This is a genomic window from Paenibacillus sp. GCM10027628, from assembly GCF_042676385.1.
In the GTDB taxonomy this organism is placed as follows: domain Bacteria; phylum Bacillota; class Bacilli; order Paenibacillales; family NBRC-103111; genus Paenibacillus_E.
In genome coordinates, this window is record NZ_JBHTHA010000002.1 from 1,163,700 (window position 1) to 1,183,377 (window position 19,678).

The following is a 19,678-nucleotide window of genomic DNA, read 5'->3' on the forward strand; positions in this document are numbered from 1 at the left end:
TCCCTCCTATGCCTGATCCACGGATGACTGAAAAGGAATCCAAATTTCCACCTTGGCTCCGGACGGTTCGTTGTTGGAAATCTTTAATAAACCATCCCTTTTATACAGTAAACGCAACGTTTTTTTAATATTGGAAATGCCGATTCTTTGCCCCGTATCATTGAGATTCGTACCGGCCGCATTAACTTCTTTTATAATCTCCTCAGGAAACCCTTCCCCGTTATCTTCCAATGTAATTTTGACAAAGTCCTCTTGTTGATACGAATACGTTTCCACTTTAATAAATATCGACAGAATATCTCCGTAAACCAACGCATGCTTGAAGGTGTTCTCAATAAAGGTTTGGATGAGAAATTGCGGCAGCATATGTTGTTCCAAGTTTGGTTCGATATCGATCATGTGGAAAATGTGATTTGGAAATTTGATCTCTTGCATGTGAATGTAATTGGTCACGTGGTCGATTTCTTCCCTTACCGTTACGTTTACTAAGCCTCCCTTGAACATATATCTGAGATGCTCCGACAAATAGTTGATCAGTTTTCTGATTTCTTCGTTTTTATTGTGATACGTAAGGCTTGAGATGGTTGTGATGGCATTCAGGAAAAAATGTGGTTTTATTTGCATCTGAAGATACTTAAGCTCAGCTTTGTTTCGTTCCAGCTTCTCTTCATAGGAATGGATTTTTAACTGTTTGATTTCTTTCATCATCGATGTAAATGAAAGAAAGAGCTTGGCGAACTCGATGGACGTTTTATGCAGCGGCAGCTGGTAGTCCCAGTTTCCCTTCTCCAGTTCTTTCGTCGCTTTGACTAGTTCCAGAACAGGTTTAATAATTTGACGTGAAAGTGAAGTTAGTACAGCAGGCACGATCACTAAGGAAACGACTCCAAGAGAAATAATCACCCATTGGATAAAATCCAACCCCGAAAAAACGCTCTTCCGTTCTATCATATTCGAAAGTTTCCCGATCTTCGGAATGTCCTCTGAAATGATTAAATATTTGCCATCGAGCTTGTACGAAGTTTTAGCGTTATCCGGCAGCGGGCTCAATCGAATAAGGGATGGATCGGTCGAAGTAAGCAACCTTCCGTTTTTATCGATTATTCCATAATGGTTTTGGGAATCTGAAGTTTTTTTCACAACATTCATCAAGGTGTCTGCCTTAACAGCTGCGCCAATCATTATGTCCGACACCTTGAAGCTTTTTATTTCATAACTTATTCCATTCACTTGAATCGAGGACCATTCTCTTCCGATCATCGTATTCCCCGCGAATTGTTCACTCTTCAAATAATCGGATAAAGTTTGATTTTCATTGGAAAGTATGTTTTTGCCGAACTGCATCAAAAAGAGATGTTCACTGGGCTCCAAAATAAATAAAGCATCAATGCTTTCGTTATTGGACACTTTCGAGAGCAACGCATTTTTTAAGCTCAAGGCCTCGAAGTATTTGCTGCTTTCATCTTTTTTCGGATATAGAACGATGTCATCGATATGATTCTCAAATACTTCATTTAGATCTTTGGAGACGCTGTTCAATCGATTTTGGATATTCGTAATGTGAATCCCCATCGTGTATTTGGAGCTATTCACGATATTCGTTTCGACCACATTGAAAGAATATACATTGCTAATGATCAGAACCGCGACAAGTATGGTCAATATCAACGTAATTTGGAGCGAAAATTTGTAAACGAACGAAACCGGCTTTGCCCTCTTAAACATATCAGCCTTCCTTGTGAAAAGCTCTTGCCAAAGCATCCACATATCCGTTTCGGGCACGTTGGCTGACTTCTGCATCGGGTACAACGTGTTCGAAGGCATGGTAACATCCGGGATAAAGTTGAAATTCCACATCGACGCCGGCTTGGGCCAGCCGTGCAACATACTCGATCGTCTCATCGCGAAACGGATCCAACTGTCCAACACAAGTATATGTCGGTGGAAGGCCCTTCAGGGTCTCCGCTCTCATTGGCGCTGCATACGGAGAAATGTCGCCTTCGGCATGTTCGCCAAGATACATCTTCCAAGCCGCCAAGTTGTTTTCCCTGTTCCAAACTGCAGGATCCGTGATTTCGTGGCTGGAAGGCGTCAAATTCCGTTCATCGATCATCGGATATAACGGCATTTGGAAATGGATGGATGGACCTCCTTTATCACGAGCCATCAATGTTAATGCTGCGGTCAATCCACCGCCAGCACTACCTCCGCCAATCGCAATCCGCGACAAATCGATATTCAATTCATCCGCGGCGCCCGCCAACCAGTTCAAAGCAGCGTAGCAATCTTCGATTCCCGCCGGAAACGGATGTTCGGGGGCAAGACGATAATCGGGGGAGATGACAACACAGTTGGCGGTTTTTACGAAACCTTCGCAGAGACCTTGTTCGCCATCAGGGTGTCCTAATATGTATCCTCCTCCATGGATCCAAAGCAAAGCAGGCAGCTTTGTTTCATCCCTCTGTGATGGTTCGAATACTTTGATCAACATCTCTTGTTTACCTGCACCGAATATTGTACGGTCGGTGACACGAACAAAATCAGACTTCAACGATGGCGGCAAAGGGGTTTGCCTTATAATTGCCAAATCATCCGGAAGCCGAAAAAGCGGAAGGGACTTCAAAGATTCCCTAATTTCCGGTAACACTCTGTTCTTAAAGTCCATTCAACAAGCCTCCATTATTTGTTACGTAGTATTTCGTTCAATTAAAGTAACCGGTAAAGAATTGATAATCGGCACTTCCTCACCATCAATTTGCTTTGTAATCAAATCGATTGTTAACTCGCCCATCTTTTGAATAGGTTGCCGAATCGACGTTAGGCGCGGAACCACTAATGATGCGATCTTCACATCATCATACCCGATGATTTTCATATCTTCCGGAATTCTTTTGTTTAATTGATAACAGGCTTGCATAACCATCGCCCCGATCACATCGCTGGTGGCAAAAACACCGTCTACATCCGGATTCTCAAGAAGGAAGCTAACAATTGTATCCTCACTTGCCCCAGTATCTAGATCGTGTACCTCTAAATTCAATTGAACATATTCAACCCTTGCATGTTGCAGTTCCTCAGCAAACCCTTGTAACCTTCCTTCGGCAAGCAGACCATGATGGTGCGGTCCGCCAACTCCGCCTTGAATATATGCCAGCTTTCGGCAGCCTTTGTCCACAAGTAACCTTGCTGCAAGTTTGCCGCCCATCAGATTATCAGAGGTAATAACAGGAATCGTATCGTCTACGATTCGATCGAAAGCTACGATTGGAAGGTTCAGATTCCGATAATGTTCGACATCCAAAACCATGCTGCCCATAATGATGGCGTCCACTTGATTTTTTTTCAGCATGTCGATGTATTTGTGTTCTTTCGTTACATCTCGATTCGAATTGCACAATAGAACTTTATACCCGCTTTGGTCTGCGTAATATTCTAAATAATGAGCTAATTCAGCAAAAAAAGGATGGGAAACACTCGGAATAATGAGGCCGATCATATTCGACTTTTTTCGAAATAAAGAACGAGCCATTTCATTGGGATGATAATTTAGCTCCTTCATAACCTGATAGACCTTATCCCGCGTCGCCTGGCTGATATATCCCCGATTATTAAGCACACGGGATACCGTAGTCACGGAAACCCCTGCTTTTTCTGCTACATCATCGATATTGGGCATGCCTTGACCACCTGACTTTTTTAAAGCCATTATACGCTTAATTTTCTTTTTTTTCAGCCGAACTCCGTTCCATATTACGGGACCTTTATTTCAAGGCCCCTTCCGTTATCCCTTTGATGATTTGGTTTTGAACAAAAAGATATAAAACAAACACAGGAAAAACCGTCATGATTAATCCTGCCATCAAGGGTGCGTAATCAACAGAATAAGACGAGAAGAAAGTAAACGTAGAAAGAGGCAATGTTCTTTGTTCCGGCGACAGTAAGACCAAACTGGGCAATAAATAATCATTCCAGATCCAGAGTACATCCAAAACGATGAGCGTCACGATAACCGGTTTCAATAGGGGCAATACAATCTGGAAAAAAGTCCGCAGCCTCGAGCTGCCCTCTATAAAAGCCGATTCTTCCAATTCGTAAGGAATCCCTTTGATAAACCCATGGAAAGTAAAAACGCCGAAGGGAACGCCAAACCCCAAATATAAAAACAGCAACGTTCCCTTCATATTGAGCAGACCCAGCTTTCCGTACAGCATGACCAAAGGAATCATGATGACCTGGAATGGAAGCGCCATAGAGCCAAGCATCATGAAAAATAGCACAGTATTCAGCTTCCATTTGTATCGAACAAACAAATATCCGGTCATTGACGAGAACATAACAATAATGAAAACTGCAGCGACTGTAATAAACATAGAATTGGTAAGTCCTTGCATGAATTTCATGTTGGTAAGTGCAGTAGTATAGTTCTCGAAATGAACATTGCTTGGGATCGATAACGGATTTTCGATGAACTGCTGCGTTTTTTTGAAAGAGTTCATAACGACCAGCAAAAAAGGAATTAAAAAAACAACTAAAAGGACATACAGTAATACGGATTTGATCCTTACTATGGACTGTCGAAAAGCCATCACGATTCGACCTCCAATTTTTTGAGTAAGTAGGATTGAGTAAGCGCAATCAATGCTACGACAGCAAATAAGACAACTGCTTCCGCCTGCCCGATTCCATATTGATTGGACAAGAACGCTTTTTGAACGATATGATAAGAGGCTAATTCGGTGGAATGAAAAGGTCCGCCTTTCGTTAGGGCAAGGTTAATATCGTAAGTTAAAAACGAGCGAGAGATGGAAATAAAAATACAGATGACGATGGCCGGGATCGAAAGCGGCAATATGATTCTGCGAAGTCTTGAATAACCCTTCGCTCCGTCTATGCTCGCTGCCTCCAACACATCATGAGGAACACCTGAGAATCCGGCAATATAAATGATCATCAGATAGCCGACTAATTGCCAAGCTGTTGCGATCACGAGCGCCCAAAATGCGGTATCCGTATCCGTTAACCACGACGATTTAAACAATGCCCATCCATATTTACTCCCTATATAGGGCATGATCTGCGAGAATAGCGTCTGCCACAAATACCCTAACACGATTCCGCCGATTAAGTTTGGAGTGAAAAAACCCGTTCGGAGCCATTTCTCTCCTTTCACCCCGCTGGTCAACGCCAGTGCAATAAAGAAAGCTGCCATATTGGAGATCAATACGGTAAACAATACATATCGAATGGTAAACCACAATTGGGCAAGAAAAACTTTATCATGAAAAACTTTGGCATAATTTGATAAGCCGACAAATGATATGTCGGCCGTTCGGACATCCCAATTCGTAAACGTCAAGTAGAGTCCAACCAGGAACGGAATCAAAACAACTGCAGCAAACGCCAATACGGAAGGAGCCCCAAAAAGAAGAAAGGTTCCCGTATTTCTTATATAAATCTTACTCCTCATAGCGCGCACCCTTTACAACCAGTTTTTAACATTAGCCCTTATTTCCCGGCATTCGATTTCCAATAATCCTGAACCTCTGTCGTGAAAGCCTTCTGGTCGGTTTTTCCTACCAAATATTTTTGCATGGAAGCGCCTGTCTTGGACCAATAGTCTTGCGGAAAATAATTAATGACACCGATATTTAAGATCTTCCCTTGATCGACATATTTCGTTATGGCATCAGAAATCACATTCGTACCTTTTGCCTTTACATCCTTATAGGGCAAGGATAGACCCATTTTGGTCACAATCGCACTTTGCCCCTGCTCGCTAGTAACCATCCATTCGACGAATGCTTTAGCCGCTGCCTGCTGCTCTGGAGTAGATCCGGATTTATCGATAGCGAACAACTTCGGTTCCGTATAGGCTACTTGAGTGTTGCCGTAATCCGCTGGGTTATTGCTAATCGGTACCGGAATGATTCCAAATTCTTTATCCCTACCTTCAAACGTGCCAATGACAGACCAAGTCCAGTCTCCCATAAAATAGAATGCTGCATTGCCTTTTGCGAAATCGGCGCTGTCTTTATTGTAATCTGCGACAAGCGGATCGTTTTTTCTGGCGTTGTATTTCTTTAATAAATCAAATGTGTCCATCAGACCGTTGAATGGCTGATTGTCCGCCAAGTTGGCTTTGCCATTTTTCAAATCGTCTACAAACTTGCGGTTGTCTTCCACTTTTTGCGATTGCAAAGAATAGGCCAATCCCAGATAGTGAGCTCCTAAGGACCAATCTGCCCCGTGAATCATCACAGGCGCCTTGCCGGTAGCTTCGATTTTTTTGAACAATGCTTCCAAATCGTTACGGGTTTTGATGGAAGCCGGATCGAAAGCCCCCCCTATCGATTCCTCAACTACCCGTTTGTTGTATAACAAGCCATATCCTTGAGCAGTCCATGGAACGCCAAGTAATTTTCCATCCAGCAAAGCGCCGTCAACCGCTCCAGGCTTCGTTAATTTTTCATACTTCGTCTTCTCTGTCTCTAAGTCCATGAACTTATCTTTGTATTGGAGAATCGTTCCCGGATCAAGATTTGCTATTGTGGCCGGGTTTCCGGATGCCAGCAGGGATTGAAATTTCTCTAACTGAGCCCCTCCAATCGGTGTCGGAATTAATTCAATCGTTACGTTAGGATTCTGCTCGTGATAAGTTTTAAAAAGGGCCTCGAACACGTTATTTACTTCAGCTGAAGTATTAAAGAAAGTAAGCTTGACTCCCTTTGCATTTTGAGCCGCCGGCGCGGAGCTTGGCTCATTGCTTTGGGAACATGCTACCAATGAGGAAAACAATATAACCGTACAAACACCCGCAGAGATATTCTTCATCTTTCTCATACCTTTTCCCCCTTGAAACTGTAATTTGAATACGCTACCAAAATTATGATAACCGGTTGACATATTGTGTGTCAACCGGTTGACACAAACAAAAATGTTCTTTATGCTTTTCTACAAAGACATACCAATTTGAAAACATAACACCGCTTACATTTCTGAAGATGCCCTGATAAGATCGACTCAAGATAAGAACTCTTTGCTAAGCTTCCCCCCTTTTTCACATTGTAAGAAGGCTATATGACAGCGCCTACAAAACGTTTAATAATGAGGCCGCTGTTAAAATGAAACGGCCTCTTTTTTTACTCTTTTTATTTCGACCTTTGATCCCGATACCAATCGTTAACTTCTTGAGATATTTTATCTCCCCCATAAGTAAACCACTTGTTTACAAATGAATCAAAGTCGCTATCCGGGGAATTATTGAACAGGATTTCTTGAAAAGTCCGCTGTTCCAGTTTTTGAAGAAGTTCCCATTTTGTTTTCATAGTTGGAGTAGGAGGACCTGTGAACGCTTCTTTCTTGGAAGCTCCTCCTGGAGAGAACAATACGGGCGCGATTTCCTTAGGAATTGCATCTACTACTTTTGATGGAATCCGCGCTCCGTCAAAGGTCAGCGTATAGGATGCCACTCGAACGGCTCCCCCCGGAATCAACGCAGGATCAGTAGAAGGGGCTCCATCGACTACCGTCCAATCGTAGTCCTTGTTTGCTAAGCTGCTATTCGGCACGGGTGGCGAGAACACCATTCAGATGAACTACGCCATCAACATCTTGAGAGCTCAACTGGCGAATGTATCGGCGCCTCCTCCACTGGTCCAAGTTGAGCAGACAGTCAGTCAATTACAGATGATGACGGCAAAAGTAACCCCTTCGGCGGAAGGGATTAAAGAAACAGCACCTTCTTCAAGCAACCCACAAAGATGAATCAATTAATATTGGAACTTTTTTCAGATAAAACGAACTGGGTACACACCCACGAGACTGTTGCGCGGGCAATCATCCAATCACTCGACTACTCCGCGATTAAGACGCCCATTTTGCCACGGAATTCGATCTTCTATTCGGAGGGACCTTCGAGACGCTTTGTCTTCATGGAAATCCCCCCCGCACTGCCATACATTTTCATAACCGTTTCTTCAAAAGTATGAGACTCTCTCAACTATATCTACATATCAATTTCACCCCCTTTATTTATTTCCGGTTTCATTTCTTTATCCGTTTATAACCCCTTTTTATTCCAGGATAGCTATAATAGTTAAAACTGAATTTCTAAGTAGTTACCTGCATATTGTATAAAAGTTTCCTTCTCGGCTTCCCTTAGTGACCCGCAGCCGTCACTCGCGCCAAACAACTTAATAATGAATGTCTGACTTTGACTCATTCCTGGGTAGGAACCTTTTCTTTCTTTAATAATTAAAGTTCGGCTCTCCTCATCCCATACCATAGGAATTAGAGCAAAAACATCTTTTTCATAGTTATAATTGTCACCTTCGTCTTCGTAGTAATCGAAATAGCCGTGTTGCCCCGTGTAGACACGAATGTATATATTATCATCGGTTCGTTCTTCAGCAAACTGGATGCTCCTGCCCATAGGCACGATCGATCCAGCCTTCACATAGAGTGGTATACGATCTAATGGTGCCTCTGCTTCTATCGTTTGCCCACCCGCATAAATTTGATTCGTCCAGAAATCGTACCATTCCGTTCCTGTTGGCAAATAAACATATCTGGTTTTCTTCACACCTTCTAGCACTTCAGAATTACTATTGTAGTACATGGGCTCAGTGACTGGATTTACTAAAAAAGCAGGACCAAACATAAACTGATCTCCAATGTTATATGTGTTCGGATCTTGCCTGAAGTCAAATGATAACGCTCGCATGAACGTATAATCATATTGATGAACGTGGGCAGATAAGGAATATATGTATGGCATTAATTCATAACGAAGTCTAAGGAATTTTACAATGGCCTCATATACAGGCTCACCTGGCTCACCAAATCTCCATACCTCCCTGGGGGTATCCGTTCCATGGGAACGGAACATAGGAAGAAACGAACCGTACTGGAACCAGCGAGCATACAATTCCCGGTACCCCATATCCTGGGTGCCTGCGTCGTAATCCCCACTCCAAAACCACAGGTCAGGTTTGTTCTGGACAAAGAAAGCTCCGATATCCACTGTCCAATATGGCGAACCCGTTGCGCAGAAATTTAATCCAGCTGGAATTTGCTTCCGCAGCGTCTCCCAATTCGCCGCAATGTCCCCAGACCATGTAATCGTACTATAACGATGCTGCCCTGCATAAGCTGAACGAGTCAGATTTACGACGCGTTTGCTTTCAGTGGTTTGGCGTTGCCCTTCATAAATTCCTTTGGAATGAAGCAAAGAATATGCATTAATATACTCCGGATCGAGATAAAGCTTCGCTTCTTCTGTATTAATCAGCATCCGTTGTTCTGGCTCAAGCTTAACAGCTCCGCTCCAATCGGATTCGAAAGGCTCCGTACAATCACACCACCAAGCATCGATACCATGTGCAAAGAGACCTTCGTTTGCCTGCATCCAGTACAATTTTCTACCTTTTTCCTGGAAAGCGTCATAAGTCGCTCGATTCCCCAGCAAGCATCCACTTTCATCCATTTCCTTATTGTTATCGCTCTGTGGATTCATAATTGGCCAGATGGAAACCATCAAACGGACATTCATCCGGTGAAGCTCCTCCATCATGGCTTTCGGATCCGGAAAGCGCTCAGGATCGAGCGTTTTCTGACCCCAGAGTTCACCTGTCCAGGACTTCCAATCCAGTACAATGCAATCAAGCGGCAGTCCTCGTTCACGATACTCACGAACAACGGCTATCAATTCTTCTTGCGACGTATATCGTTCTTTGGACTGCACATAACCGAACGACCACTTGGGCAGCATTGGTGCTTTTCCAGTTAATTGGCGGATCCCATGCACAATCCCGTCCATCTCCGGACCATAAATGAAATAATAATCCATTTCATCATCAACTTCTGTCCATAAATAGGAACCAAAAGCATCGTCTCGGAACGTCATCATGGAATAGCTGTCCATTATAATGCCATATCCACGCGTAGATACAAGGACAGGAACAACCGCCTTCATATTTTGTTGATACAAGAATTGATGCGTTCCCCGCAGATTCATTACGCCTTCTTCGTGCGAACCTAAGCCGTATAAAGCTTCTTCTTCCATCCATTCAAACTCAAGCTTTGTATGGAATGCTTTGCGATCTATCACTTTTCTAACGTTGTCGGCTCGGACACGCAGGCCATCGGCCCCCTGCCCAGCTTCAATATTGGCAGATTCATCAAACACAGATGTCATAACATCCATGGGGACAAGCGTTTTTCCTCTACGATCAGGCTCTTTGGTTAATACAGCACCTGACGCATCGAGATAAGTAAAAGCACCCGTCTTCTTTAAGATACGGATTGTCAGATCAGCCGTTGAAAATAGTAAATGACTCTCCTTATCTTCTACGGTGAAGGGAATCTTTGGATCAGGTGAGCCTGTGATCATTAGACTTTCTTTCGTACTAAATTCAGCGTCCAATGTATATCGAATCCTAATGATCTTGTGAGAATAAGGCACCAGCATGATTCTTCCGCTTGTCGTTTCTAAAAGCAGGCGATCTGCCTGCACCGTATGTTGAATGATTTGCATCATGATTCTCCTTGTCAAAAAAATGTCTATTCATTAACCTTTTACCGAGCCAGATGTCATACCTGAAATAATGTACCGCTGACCTAATAAATATAAAATAATAGCTGGTAGACAGGTCATTACAATATCAGCGCTGACCAGATTCCAATCCATTTGATATTGGCCGAAGAAATTATAGACCGATAGAGTCATGGGCCACTGCTTCGCATTGTTTAAAAAGTAAAGCGGGAGTAAGAATTCATTCCATGTATTAATGAAAGCCAAAATAAACGTTGTCACCACAGCTGGCATTAATAATGGAAAAATGATGGAGAAGTATAGTCTTAGCGGGCTGCAACCATCGATAATACCGGATTCGTCGAGTTCTTTGGGGACGGTTCCCACAAATCCATATAAAATAAATACACTGAATGGAATTTGTACAACCGCATACAGAATAATAATTCCGATTTGCGTATTCATTAAATGAGTCATTTGCATTATTTTGGTTAATGTAAAATAATTGATTGGCATGGCAATGCCTAAAATTAAGAAAAAGTAAAAAAAACGATTTAAGCTTGAACGATTTCTAGCATAAATGTATGCAGCCATAGCAGATAATAAAATGCATAAAATCGTAGAAACTCCGGTATAAAATAAACTATTTAAAAGAGAACGAAGTAATTTCCCTTTTTCAATAACAACCAAAAAGTTTTCGAAATGTAGTTGTTTAGGCAAATCAAAACCCATCGAGCTAGCCTGCGTTTTATCCTTTAATGAATTAACAACAATTAACAAAAGTGGCGCTAACGTGATGATACTTACGATCCAAGCAACGATATTTCTCAAACCATTTTTGACCATGTTCAGCTTCATTTGCCCACCCCGTCTTCTTTGCTCATCAATTTGACTGCAAAAAAGCCAATCACGATCATAACAAGAAACATGACTGTAGACAAAGCAGTACCTACCCCATATCGACCGAGAGAAAACTCCTTAAACACACCGGTATAGAGCACTTCTGTTTCGTACCCCGGTCCTCCGTTAGTAAGCGCGTACACAATATCAAATACTTTAAATCCATAAATAAAATTAAGAACCGTCGTAACCGTAAGCGCTGGCATCAAGAGTGGAATAATGATATGCCTGAACTTATTCCAGAAATTGGCGCCATCCATTTCGGCAGCCTCATAGTACATATCCGGAATGGCTTGAAGCCCTGCCAGCAGAATGACCATAATATAACCGACTCCTTTCCAGGTATCGACAGCAATAATTGATTTAAACGCTAAATGGATATCCGTGAGCCAACTCTTAGCCAAAATCCCCAAACCGATGGATCTTAAAAACTCATTTACTAATCCAACTTCAGGATGCAGTACGGATTTAAAAATTAATCCTACAATTAACGTAGGAACGATAACTGGCATAAATATAACGACACGATGAAAGTTTTTACCTCTAATGCCATGATTTAAGATCAGAGCAAGGAAGAGCCCGAGTCCCGTTTTTAGTATGGCCGTTGCTATTGTGAAAATAACTGTATTATTCAAATACGATAAGTACTTCTCATTTCCAGAGAAGATTGTTCGAAAATTATCAAGTCCTACAAATTCAATCCCTTCGCTATAACCGTTCCAATCCGTAAAAGAAAAGTAAATTCCCATAAAGCCTGGAATTACAAAAAAGAGCAGATACAGTACCAATGCGCCAATTGAAAAATAAAATGGATATATGCTTTTGTTCATTGTAGGTTTCTCCACCCCATATTTATCTTCAGTAACAACCCAGCAAGAGGAAATATCCTATCCACTGGGTTGTTCTACTTTATACGTTTAATAGATTATTGTGCCCAAGCAGCGTCTTTTGCTGCTTTCGCTGCATCACTTCTTCTTTTGTCAATGCTTTTCAAAATATCTTTAGGCTGCATTTTCCCTGCAAACATCGCTGAAATGTCTTTCCCCATATCCATCCACTGCGGATTCAGATAACTGATCGATGTTTGATACACGGTTCCTTGTTTTTTACCATAGGTATCGAAGAATGCCTTTTGATCAGGTGTGTAACGGTTTTTAATATCTTTGAAATTCAAGGCTAGGAACTTCGGTTCATTATCCAAATAGAATTGTAAGTTTTCTGGCTTCGTAAGATACTGGAAGTATTTCTTTGCCAAATCAATATGTTTGGATCCTGAATAAATAAATTTACTAGGTGCAGCAGGGTTCACATTTAATATCTGATTGTCAGCAAGCGGCATCAAGAAATAGCCAAACGTATCCGCTTTAACATCAGGGAATGCTTTTTCGATTTGAGCCGGTAATCCAAGGTTATACACGGTCATGGCGAATTTGCTGCTTGCCATGTTCTTTTCTGTATCGGCATACGTATTAGAGAAGTAGTTATCTCCCATGTAGCCTGATTTCGCAAGATCATTGAGTTGCGTAAGTGCTTGTTCCATAATCGGAACGTTCGCGAATTGTTCCTTGTTACTATTCAGCTTATCCGTTAATCCAGGATTAGCTTCTTCGTATTTAGCACCAAGTTCAGGAAACCAAAGCACATGATGCCAACCATCAGAGACTGGTTCATAAATAGGCGTAGTTCCTGAAGACTTGATCTTTTCTGACGCCGCTTTAAACTCAGCATAATTAGTCGGTACTTTTAGATTGAGCTTTTCAAATATTTTTTTGTTATATACAACAACCCAGTCATAACTTGGATCCCAAATTGTTAGCGCATACACCTTTTTGTTAAAAGATCCTTGTTCTACGAAAAGAGGATCTTCTCGTTTTACCCATTCTTCACCGCTCAAGTCAACGGCATTTTTTTCGACACCGTACAAATTGTTCAAATCAAGCTGCCCGTCCTGTCCACCGAAAATATCCGGGGCTTCCTTCGCATTGAGTTTCGTCTTCAAAATATTTTGATACTGATCGGCTGGAACGATTTGATAATCAATATGAATGCCTGTTTCCGCTTCAAACTTCTTTGCCAGCTGCATTTCGGAATCTTTGATCCAATCCTGGCTGGCCATGTAGGTCAGTGTAACCTTTTCTTTAGGCATTTCTGTTGGTTTTGCACTATTTGTAGCACTGCTTGAGGCTGCTGGTGTTACTGTCGCCTCTTTGCTGCCACATGCTGCTAACATCGAAGCCATAACCCCAATCGTTACTATCATCGTAAATGATTTTTTCATTCGATCCGTATCCCCTTTTCGCATTTGGTTTATGATGTTTACGCTTTCATTATATATTCAATTGATCTCTACCTACCATGGATTCAGAATGCTTAATAAATGGACTTTCTTTACCTCGATCAAATTTCTTTTGACAATTCACTATAAACATCGCAAACTAAAAAAAACAAATACCAACACATCCATTCAGTAGGAGACTATGGTCATTCACAAACGTACAATTCAATCCGTCCTTTTTCAGACCTATTCCTTAATCATTATCGTGGTATTAACTTTATTGGTTGCTCCTTTTTATGTTTGGTCATCTGACTTATTAAAGAAAAAGGCTATCGAATCTCTTGATAATCTTTCACAATCTATGCAAGATAAATTGGACCTAGAGATAAAAAGAATTGACTCTGTATCTTTAAATATTTTATATTCCAATTTAGTGAAAGACAGATTTCTCAAATTCACTCAGGAATCGGGCGACTCGATCAATAACAATAAGGATTTAGCAGACATTTTAGTTGCAGCGAATGGACCTGCTCTCCCCGTTAAGCAGATTAATTTATATGATTTAGAAGGCAACATGTTTGGATCCGGCATAGACAACCGGCGAATCAAAGTAACTTTGGCTAATAAACCTTGGTATCGGGAGGTTCTCGAAAATAAAACAGGCAAACACATCACAGTTCCAGAGAAGGATGACGAACTTTCATTATTCTTATCCTCAAAGGATGCGTTTTCCATCTCACTGGTTCGATTGTTTTTTGATGCTAACAATACCCCAGAAGGTATCGTAGAAGTCAAGCAAGATGCAGACAAATTATTTACCAACATCACTGATTATGTGAAACACAACAATTGGCAGCAGGTTATTGTGTATAATGATTCCGGAGACATTATTTACCCTCTTGATCCCAAAGCCAAGGACTTGGTTTCTTACTTTAGTCGTTCGCAAATCAATTCCCCCTCGGAATTGAAATACATTATTAACCCTACTACAAATGAAAAAGAAATCTATAGTATCTCTCATTCTGAGTACACAGGTTGGAACATTGCTCTAGTTGCCTCGGAAAATCATTTATTGGGCCCATTAAATGATTTCACGAAGAGGATTGCTATGGTCAGTCTGGCCATTCTGCTGCTTGCTATTTCGCTTTCATACCTTGCGGCTAAACGAATCACCAAACCTATTGCCAGAATGCATGCCGTTATGAAATCCACAAATTTAGAAGACATCACATCTAGTGCGCATCTAAAATTAAATAGCGGTTTAAATGAGCTTGATCGCTTGCAGTTCGCTTTTAACAAGATGAGTGAACGCTTGAAAGAATCCATGGATCAATTGCTGATGTCCCAGCTACAAGAGCTCCAAGCCAAAATGTTAGCGCTTCAATCGCAGATGAACCCTCATTTTTTATATAATACGTTAGCTACGATTTCCGTCATGGCGGAGGAGAATTTGAATGAACAGATCGTAACCATGATCGAGAATCTATCTGTTATGTTAAGATATATTTCCTCTGACAATTCATCTCAAGTCCCTTTAGGAACTGAACTAGATTACACCGAAAAGTACCTGCAATGTATTAAAATCAGACATAAACAAAACATCGTATATTCGTTTGAAATTGAAGAGAACATGCGGAATATTCCAGTTCCCAAATTAATTATCCAACCTCTTGTTGAGAATTCACTGAAGTACTCCTCCAAATTCTTGCCTCCATGGACGATTAAGATAAAAGGGTATCAGGAGTTCGACCACTGGTTTGTTGAAGTCATCGATAACGGTCCCGGATTTGATCAGAGGGCTATCGCTGAATTTAACAACAGGATTCAGGAAATCGAACAGTCCGGGATATTTCCCGGCTTGAAGCTTGATGGTATGGGGTTATTGAATATTTATCTCAGGTTGAAAATTTCTTACAGTACAGATATGTGTATGGAAACCGTTAACCTACCTGATGGAGGGGCGAAGGTTATAGTTGGGGGAAAAATTTAAAGGGGTGAGGGGAAATGGAGCATACCGCACAGATTCGCGTTGTTGTGGTTGAAGATGAAGAATTAATTTTGAATAATATCGTTAAGAAAATTCAATCTTTAGATCCTTCCTTTGTCATCATTGGTACTGCTCAAGACGGCTTGTCAGCGCTGAAGGTTCTTGAAAATAATGCTATCGATGTTCTATTTACGGATATTCAAATGCCAGCCATTGATGGATTAGAGCTGTTAAAGCAAGTGTCACTTCAATTTCCCCACATAGAAACGGTGATAATCAGTGGTTATAACAATTTCGAATATGCTCGCCAAGCAATTAAATTCAACGTGAACGAGTACTTATTAAAACCGATCATCACCAGCGATTTGGAACAAGTACTAATCAAGATCAAGATGTCGTTTGAAAACAATAGGAAGTTACCTAAGTCACTGCCTTCTTCCGAGAAGAATATGCGTGCACCTGAAGAAATTGTGAAGATGATTCAATTATATTTAAAAGAAAACTTTTATGAAGAAATTACACTGGAGTCGATCTCCAGGCACTTTAATTTTCATCCTTCTTATCTTAGTAAAATCTTCATCAAACATTCGGGGGGACCACCATCCAAATACTTGACAACAGTTCGCATCAATCATGCCAAATATTTGCTTACAAAGGAAAAGGATCTCTCCATCAAAGAAATCTCTCAACGTGTAGGCTATCCAGATCCTTATTATTTCAGTAGAATTTTTAAACAAATTGCAGAAAGAACCCCAACGGAGTATCGAAACTTGCATGAGTGAATTAACAATTACGGGGTATCAGAATGATGAATTGTCAATTGGGGGAAAGGCGCTCGGAAGGTGCAAGGCTGATAATAAAAAAGCGTTCCAACAGGAGCGCTGATCCCCGCCGGAACGCCGTGCCATATTACTGCGCCGTGACTGTGATGCTCATGGCGCTATTTTGGATTTCAATGGATCGTTCCACTGGTTGGTCGTGCGGTTGAATTGCGAGCCGTTGTTCCACAGCTGAACCGTCAAAAAGCTATTGAAGCCGCTTGCGCTTCTGCTTCAACCCCTGCCATATTGGGCAATCAGCCTCTCGTATTCGGCTTGCCAGGTTGGTCGAGAATAAGGCCGTTTCGTTCCCACCCGCCCAAGCGGAAAACGTTCGGTCCTTCTTGGGAACGTACGGTAATGACCGGCCCCTTAACCTCCCAATGGTAGAGATCGCTGCTGTCTGCTGCATACATATGAGAGTGATGTCCCTCATCCTTGTACCACATCCGGAAGCGGCCGTCCGGCAACCGGTAGACGCAAGCATCAATAACATTACCCGAGCTCAAACCGAGCTTGGAAACAAAATGCCTTGATGAGAAATGAAATACCACTCCCCGGAAACCGATAGTACATTTTTTCTTTTAGCAATATGCGATTTACCGGTTTCCTGTAGTACATAAGCTGGAAATGAAGGGTATCCAAATTCCAATAAATCTGCGCATCGATCACAAACTTTTTCTGTGACTTGCTTTTCCTCAATATTACATAGTGGACAAAGTAATTTTGGATTCATATTCACTCACATCCTTTATTAATCTCTCACGTTTCATCAGCGCCGGATCTGGTCAGATACGCTCCTCCGATCAACAATATACTGCTGACATAAAACACAGAGACAAGTCCAACAGTTGAACCTACTAAGCCAAAAAAGAGCGGTGCGATTAATTGAGATAGCCTGTTGGACGCCAACCTAAGTCCAAGGACTTCACCTGTTCTCGTTTTGGGGGAAGCATTGTAAGTCGTGGTCATCGACAAGGGTTGCCCACAACCCAAACCTGCTCCCATTAATGCGCTTAGCATAAAGAAAATAAACAACTGATTTGTAAATGGGACTATGAAAAACGAGATCCCTGCTGTAAGGATGGAAGCTATTAGGATTTGGTTTCGACCAAAGAGGATAGTGAGTTTAGGCAAGAAAAATCGGATAGCGACCATACTTATTCCCTGAACGGCAATTATCCATCCAATGATACTCGGTGAAATATTCAGTTGTTTGGCAAATAGAGGGAAATATGCCACAAATATATCTCGAGAATACAGAACAAGTGCACTAGAAACCAACGCTTTCCTTAAAATTGGCATTTTCAATAGACTCAGGGAACTTGCTAAGGATAAACCAGCCGGCTCGTTCTTTCTAAAAATGACAGGCAAAAAATAAGACAATGCAATCGGTATCACACCGATGAAAGTTGAAACGAGAAAAGCAAACCTATAAGAAAAATGTTCAACCAGATATCCTCCAGCGATAGGCCCCATTACGCTACCGAATGACATCGCCATACTAAACATACTGAAATATTGATCCCGGTTCATAGAATTTGCAGAATTCCCTAGGACATTCTGAAGTGATATATTGATGAAAAGCTGTGAAACACCTACGATAGCTTGAGATACGTATAGGGACCACATGGACGGAAAACAAAAGGGGAAGACCATCCCTACTGTCATTCCTGCTGCTCCAAAAAAAATGGGAAGCCTATCGCCCACATAATCCGCGATTCTACCTGCGTAAATAGCGAAAAATAATGGAAAGAATGCGTAGAAAGCTGTGACCATTCCTATTTCAAATGTATTTGCACCGAGTTGGGAAGCAAATAATGTGACGACAGGTCTGGTGATATTCAGCATGACTTGAAATCCAATTGTGATCATAATGACAATCCTTAATACCATACTCCTCCACCTTCACAACCCTCATCTATGAAAAAACTAGAACATTTAGAGTTAGGTTAGACCCGTCTTTGTTTCTAAGCCCCCAGTACAGAAGATGGTACGTACGAGTATCCATCCATAAGTCTTCTTGCTGTTCTACCGCAAGCCGCACGTTCAACATTCCACTCTACACCCTTGTTCTCTACGACGGTCTCTACGTACATGGATCCTGACGGGTGTCCTATACGTAAACCAGAGATTGTCTGGGACACTTTCTCGTAAGCAAGAGTTCCCGGAATTTTACACGCTGTAGCTAAAGCCATAGCTCCGCTCACCGCAAATGCTTTATGCAAGGATCCCATTGTGATATAGCGAGAAATAAGGTCGACTTCCCCTTGCTCAATTCGTCTATTTGTCAGGGTTACATAATCTGTTGGAGATGTCACCATGACGATCTTCGGCAAGGCATGTGTAGTAGGTTTAACATCCTCTCCTGGCTTAATGAGACCGGCGAGGATGCCGCCCTGCACTCTTATTTGCTCTAACGTATCCATCAGAGTCTTGTTTTGATTGACCTCCTGCTGTAGTTCCGTCCCCTTGGCTCCTACATCCTCAGCTCTTACAATTACAATGGTATTGGCGCAATCCACGATACTTACCTCAAAGCTCCTGCCATCTTCGATTTGAACTGTATCCTTAGCATTTCCTGTAGGTAAGGTTTTTCCTGTAAAGGTCCCACCCGAATTCAAAAAATTCAACATGATCTTCGAAGACACGCCAGGAACGCCGTCAATGGAGAAATCTCCTTCATATTTGATTTGTCCATTAGCTACCGGTATTTCGGCAACAATGATTTTGTCAATATTGGTATTATAGATATGAACGGCTGTAACGGGTTCCGTTAAGGGGACATACCCTTCTTCAGCGGCGTAGAGACCTACTGCAGTTATTAAATTCCCACAGGTCACCTTATAATCAATGACATGATTCTCGACACTCACTTGACCGAAGGTATAATCGATATGTGCACCTGGTCGTGAAGGAGGACCTACGATTGCCAGCTTGCTCGTCAAACTTGTTCCTCCTCCTAAACCGTCGATTTGGCTGCTATCCGGACTACCGAACATTCTCAAAATCAATTTATCCCTAGTTTCCGGATTGGAAGGTAGATCGTATTTTCGTAAGATCAGACCTTTGCTAGTGCCTCCCCTCATGATGGTTGTCGGAATTTTTATCATTTGTCCGAAATCGTACATCTCATACCACTCCTCTAATCGTTCTCTCTTCTTGAG

Annotated in this window: 16 protein-coding genes; 2 read left to right on the forward strand and 14 right to left on the reverse strand. The window is 41.8% G+C overall.

What is annotated here, in order from left to right; genetic code table 11:
• Nucleotides 1-6: 6 nt before the first annotated feature.
• The 11 genes from ACFQZT_RS05950 to ACFQZT_RS06000 all read right to left on the reverse strand — a co-directional run bounded on the left by ACFQZT_RS05950 (nt 7) and on the right by ACFQZT_RS06000 (nt 13,709).
• The gene (locus ACFQZT_RS05950; protein WP_379297511.1) at nt 7-1,725 is read right to left on the reverse strand and encodes a sensor histidine kinase; all 1,719 of its coding nucleotides are present in this window, start codon (nt 1,723-1,725) and stop codon (nt 7-9) included.
• 1 nt (nt 1,726) lies between these two features.
• The gene (locus ACFQZT_RS05955; RefSeq protein ID WP_379297513.1) at nt 1,727-2,665 is read right to left on the reverse strand and encodes an alpha/beta hydrolase; all 939 of its coding nucleotides are present in this window, start codon (nt 2,663-2,665) and stop codon (nt 1,727-1,729) included.
• 21 nt (nt 2,666-2,686) lie between these two features.
• The gene (locus ACFQZT_RS05960; RefSeq protein ID WP_379297515.1) at nt 2,687-3,676 is read right to left on the reverse strand and encodes a LacI family DNA-binding transcriptional regulator; all 990 of its coding nucleotides are present in this window, start codon (nt 3,674-3,676) and stop codon (nt 2,687-2,689) included.
• Nucleotides 3,677-3,761: 85 nt separating this feature from the next.
• On the reverse strand, nt 3,762-4,586 hold the full coding sequence (locus ACFQZT_RS05965) for a carbohydrate ABC transporter permease (RefSeq protein ID WP_379297985.1): 825 nt from the start codon (nt 4,584-4,586) through the stop codon (nt 3,762-3,764).
• Nucleotides 4,586-5,467: a carbohydrate ABC transporter permease gene (locus tag ACFQZT_RS05970; protein WP_379297517.1), complete on the reverse strand. Its 882-nt coding sequence runs from the start codon at nt 5,465-5,467 to the stop codon at nt 4,586-4,588. The genes ACFQZT_RS05965 and ACFQZT_RS05970 overlap by 1 nt, the downstream gene beginning before the upstream one ends.
• Before the next feature lie 38 nt (nt 5,468-5,505).
• Nucleotides 5,506-6,840, reverse strand: coding sequence for an ABC transporter substrate-binding protein (locus tag ACFQZT_RS05975; RefSeq protein ID WP_379297520.1), 1,335 nt, complete (start codon nt 6,838-6,840; stop codon nt 5,506-5,508).
• Nucleotides 6,841-7,148: 308 nt separating this feature from the next.
• Nucleotides 7,149-7,568 (reverse strand): type 2 periplasmic-binding domain-containing protein, encoded by a 420-nt coding sequence (locus ACFQZT_RS05980; protein ID WP_379297522.1) that lies wholly within the window; start codon nt 7,566-7,568, stop codon nt 7,149-7,151.
• Nucleotides 7,569-8,095: 527 nt separating this feature from the next.
• On the reverse strand, nt 8,096-10,537 hold the full coding sequence (locus ACFQZT_RS05985; protein WP_379297524.1) for a glycoside hydrolase family 31 protein: 2,442 nt from the start codon (nt 10,535-10,537) through the stop codon (nt 8,096-8,098).
• Nucleotides 10,538-10,567: 30 nt separating this feature from the next.
• Nucleotides 10,568-11,389 (reverse strand): carbohydrate ABC transporter permease, encoded by an 822-nt coding sequence (locus ACFQZT_RS05990; protein WP_379297526.1) that lies wholly within the window; start codon nt 11,387-11,389, stop codon nt 10,568-10,570.
• A complete protein-coding gene (locus ACFQZT_RS05995) occupies nt 11,386-12,261 on the reverse strand; it encodes a carbohydrate ABC transporter permease (RefSeq protein ID WP_379297528.1) in 876 nt (291 codons plus the stop codon). Before ACFQZT_RS05995 ends, ACFQZT_RS05990 begins: the two co-directional genes overlap by 4 nt.
• A 95-nt stretch (nt 12,262-12,356) precedes the next feature.
• Nucleotides 12,357-13,709: an ABC transporter substrate-binding protein gene (locus tag ACFQZT_RS06000; RefSeq protein ID WP_379297530.1), complete on the reverse strand. Its 1,353-nt coding sequence runs from the start codon at nt 13,707-13,709 to the stop codon at nt 12,357-12,359.
• A 199-nt stretch (nt 13,710-13,908) separates the two neighbouring features.
• On the opposite strand from ACFQZT_RS06000, the gene ACFQZT_RS06005 reads away from it, so the two are divergent.
• Entirely contained in the window at nt 13,909-15,696 is a 1,788-nt protein-coding gene (locus tag ACFQZT_RS06005) for a cache domain-containing sensor histidine kinase (protein WP_379297533.1), read from the forward strand.
• 14 nt (nt 15,697-15,710) lie between these two features.
• A complete protein-coding gene (locus tag ACFQZT_RS06010) occupies nt 15,711-16,475 on the forward strand; it encodes a response regulator transcription factor (RefSeq protein WP_379297535.1) in 765 nt (254 codons plus the stop codon).
• Between the two features lie 293 nt (nt 16,476-16,768).
• Here the strand turns inward: ACFQZT_RS06010 and ACFQZT_RS06015 are convergent, their stop codons facing one another.
• The 3 genes from ACFQZT_RS06015 to ACFQZT_RS06025 all read right to left on the reverse strand — a co-directional run bounded on the left by ACFQZT_RS06015 (nt 16,769) and on the right by ACFQZT_RS06025 (nt 19,642).
• Nucleotides 16,769-17,065, reverse strand: a complete 297-nt coding sequence (locus ACFQZT_RS06015; protein ID WP_379297537.1) for a glycoside hydrolase family protein — start codon at nt 17,063-17,065, stop codon at nt 16,769-16,771.
• Nucleotides 17,066-17,273: 208 nt separating this feature from the next.
• Nucleotides 17,274-18,407 carry an MFS transporter gene (locus ACFQZT_RS06020; protein WP_379297539.1) on the reverse strand — a complete coding sequence of 378 codons (1,134 nt, stop codon included), beginning with the start codon at nt 18,405-18,407 and terminating at the stop codon, nt 17,274-17,276.
• A 74-nt stretch (nt 18,408-18,481) separates the two neighbouring features.
• Nucleotides 18,482-19,642, reverse strand: coding sequence for a 2-methylaconitate cis-trans isomerase PrpF family protein (locus ACFQZT_RS06025; protein ID WP_379297541.1), 1,161 nt, complete (start codon nt 19,640-19,642; stop codon nt 18,482-18,484).
• Nucleotides 19,643-19,678: the final 36 nt, after the last annotated feature.